At 42.1% G+C, this 1,885-nt stretch carries 2 protein-coding genes; both read right to left on the bottom strand.

Going from position 1 to position 1,885, the window contains the following annotated elements:
- Positions 1–75: 75 nt before the first annotated feature.
- Positions 76–456 carry a plasmid mobilization protein gene (locus VIP81_RS20430; protein ID WP_331965484.1) on the bottom strand — a complete coding sequence of 127 codons (381 nt, stop codon included), beginning with the start codon at positions 454–456 and terminating at the stop codon, positions 76–78.
- A 120-nt stretch (positions 457–576) separates the two neighbouring features.
- A complete protein-coding gene (locus VIP81_RS20425) occupies positions 577–1,518 on the bottom strand; it encodes a toprim domain-containing protein (RefSeq protein WP_331965481.1) in 942 nt (313 codons plus the stop codon).
- Positions 1,519–1,885: the final 367 nt, after the last annotated feature.

The following is a 1,885-nucleotide window of genomic DNA, read 5'->3' as shown; positions in this document are numbered from 1 at the left end:
CAGATAATTCCTTTTTATCTTCCAGACAATAACGAATACAATCGAAGAAAGAAGTTCCTGTTCCTACATATCCAATCATTGTAAATAGCTTTTAATTTGTATCGCTAATTCCTTTATCTGCTCTGATTGTATCCTTAAACTGGTACGTTCAATCAGGTTTAATTCTTCCCTGCTGTTGCGTTTTCTGGCTATCTGATTCAGGTTTGCTGCCATGTGGTTTAGTGTAGCTGTGAAGTTTAAAACCTCCCTCGGCAATGCATTTTCCTGCCTGTCAATTTTTCCGGTCATGGCAATTCCCCGCAGGTATTCCGACACATTAAGGTTAGCACTTTTGGCTCTTGATTCTATGATAAATCTTTCGGAACGGGTACATTTAACAGCTAGTAATTGGTCCTTCTTTACTGCTTTTTGGGGACGACCTCCCTTGTTCTTGGTTTGTGCATTCTGCTGCTCCATATCAACCTCCTCTTTTATTTTTTGAATGCGATAGCATGAAAAAAATTCTCACCGAATGCGATAGCATGAGGTGAGCCAGACGTTTTGGTTTTACCAAAACATAGCTGGCGACCTAAGCGATTAAAGTCGTCGCCTTATCCGCTGGCTTTCTTTTGAGCTGTGGTGGTGATGAATAAGCCAGTCGTTTAGATCCTTCCGGTTGTGATAAAAATCGCTACGGTCTATGTATTTGTTCCTGCCCGATTGCAAGGCATGCCGGGTATAACGAACGCCTGCCGTGTCTCTATCCAGAATGAGATGCACTTGTTTATATTGCTCCATTAATGAGCGGCTTTTTTCAAAGAAGGATAGGGAGTTCAAAACAAGACAATTTGTCAATGGGGCCTGCTGATTTTTATTAATGGTACAAAAAGATAGAAAGCTAAAGAATCCTTCAAAGACGGCAATTTGTTCCGTGTGGTTATCTATAAAAGTGATGTCTTTCGGAGCGCTGCTACCTTTAAAATTTTCGTTCCGCAGTTCATATCCCCCGGCGCTATTCTGAAAACCGATAACCGTATGCTTCTTGCCATACAAAAGAAAATCTACCTCCTTGCAAAAGCGGCTGGCAACTTCCACCGGGATACATCTTTTTTGCAGATAGGCCAGCAAAGATTTATCAGTTAGTGGTCGGGCATCCACAATAACAATTTTGCTTCCGGTTGTATCTTTCTTTTCATCAGCAAAGGAAGCTGGGGCGAGGTGTAGGTTGTTGGTAAGAGAAGGCGGGTGAAAAGAAAGAGCATGGCCGGATGGTTGGCTGGATAGGCGGCGTAGCAGTTCTGCAACACTGCACTTAAAGTAAAGCGTTCCGAAATCCACCAGATTGCCGCCTTTACCGATCCCGTGGTCATACCATACATTCATTTGCCTGCCAACTTTGAAGGATGGCGTTTTCTCTTCCCGCAGCGGGGATAGATACCAATAGTCTTGGTTTCTTACTATTTGGGGCAAGTGGCCCAATGAAGCCAGATAGTCAACCAGATCAATCTGTTTCGCTTCTGCACACATTAAATTTTTCATACTCACATTTTCAGGTTCACATTATATTATAGAAAACGGCCTACAAGCATCGGTTTTTAAACCAAAATGCTTGCAAGCCGTTCTAAATCAGTTAAAAAGTGGTTCGAGAAAAGTACACTCCGGTGCACTAAGGTGGACAAATCGAGATTACTCTTGGTTTGTCCATTTTTATTTTTATCAAAACCCGCGTCCAGCGCGTATATTAGGGATCAAGTTGGATCAAGTTGGGATCAAGTTGAAAACTTGGGGGATTAGTGGAAATTTTAAGCATAAAGTTTAGTCAATCTGTAAAGAAAAAATTCTACGTCCCGTACACCTCTGAGTGCATTCCTGAAGGACTTTATTTTGGCATTAAAAGACTCCGCAG

It is taken from the genome of Chitinophaga sp. (assembly GCF_036566945.1).
In the GTDB taxonomy this organism is placed as follows: domain Bacteria; phylum Bacteroidota; class Bacteroidia; order Chitinophagales; family Chitinophagaceae; genus Chitinophaga.
This window is presented reverse-complemented; position numbering and strand designations above follow the sequence as displayed.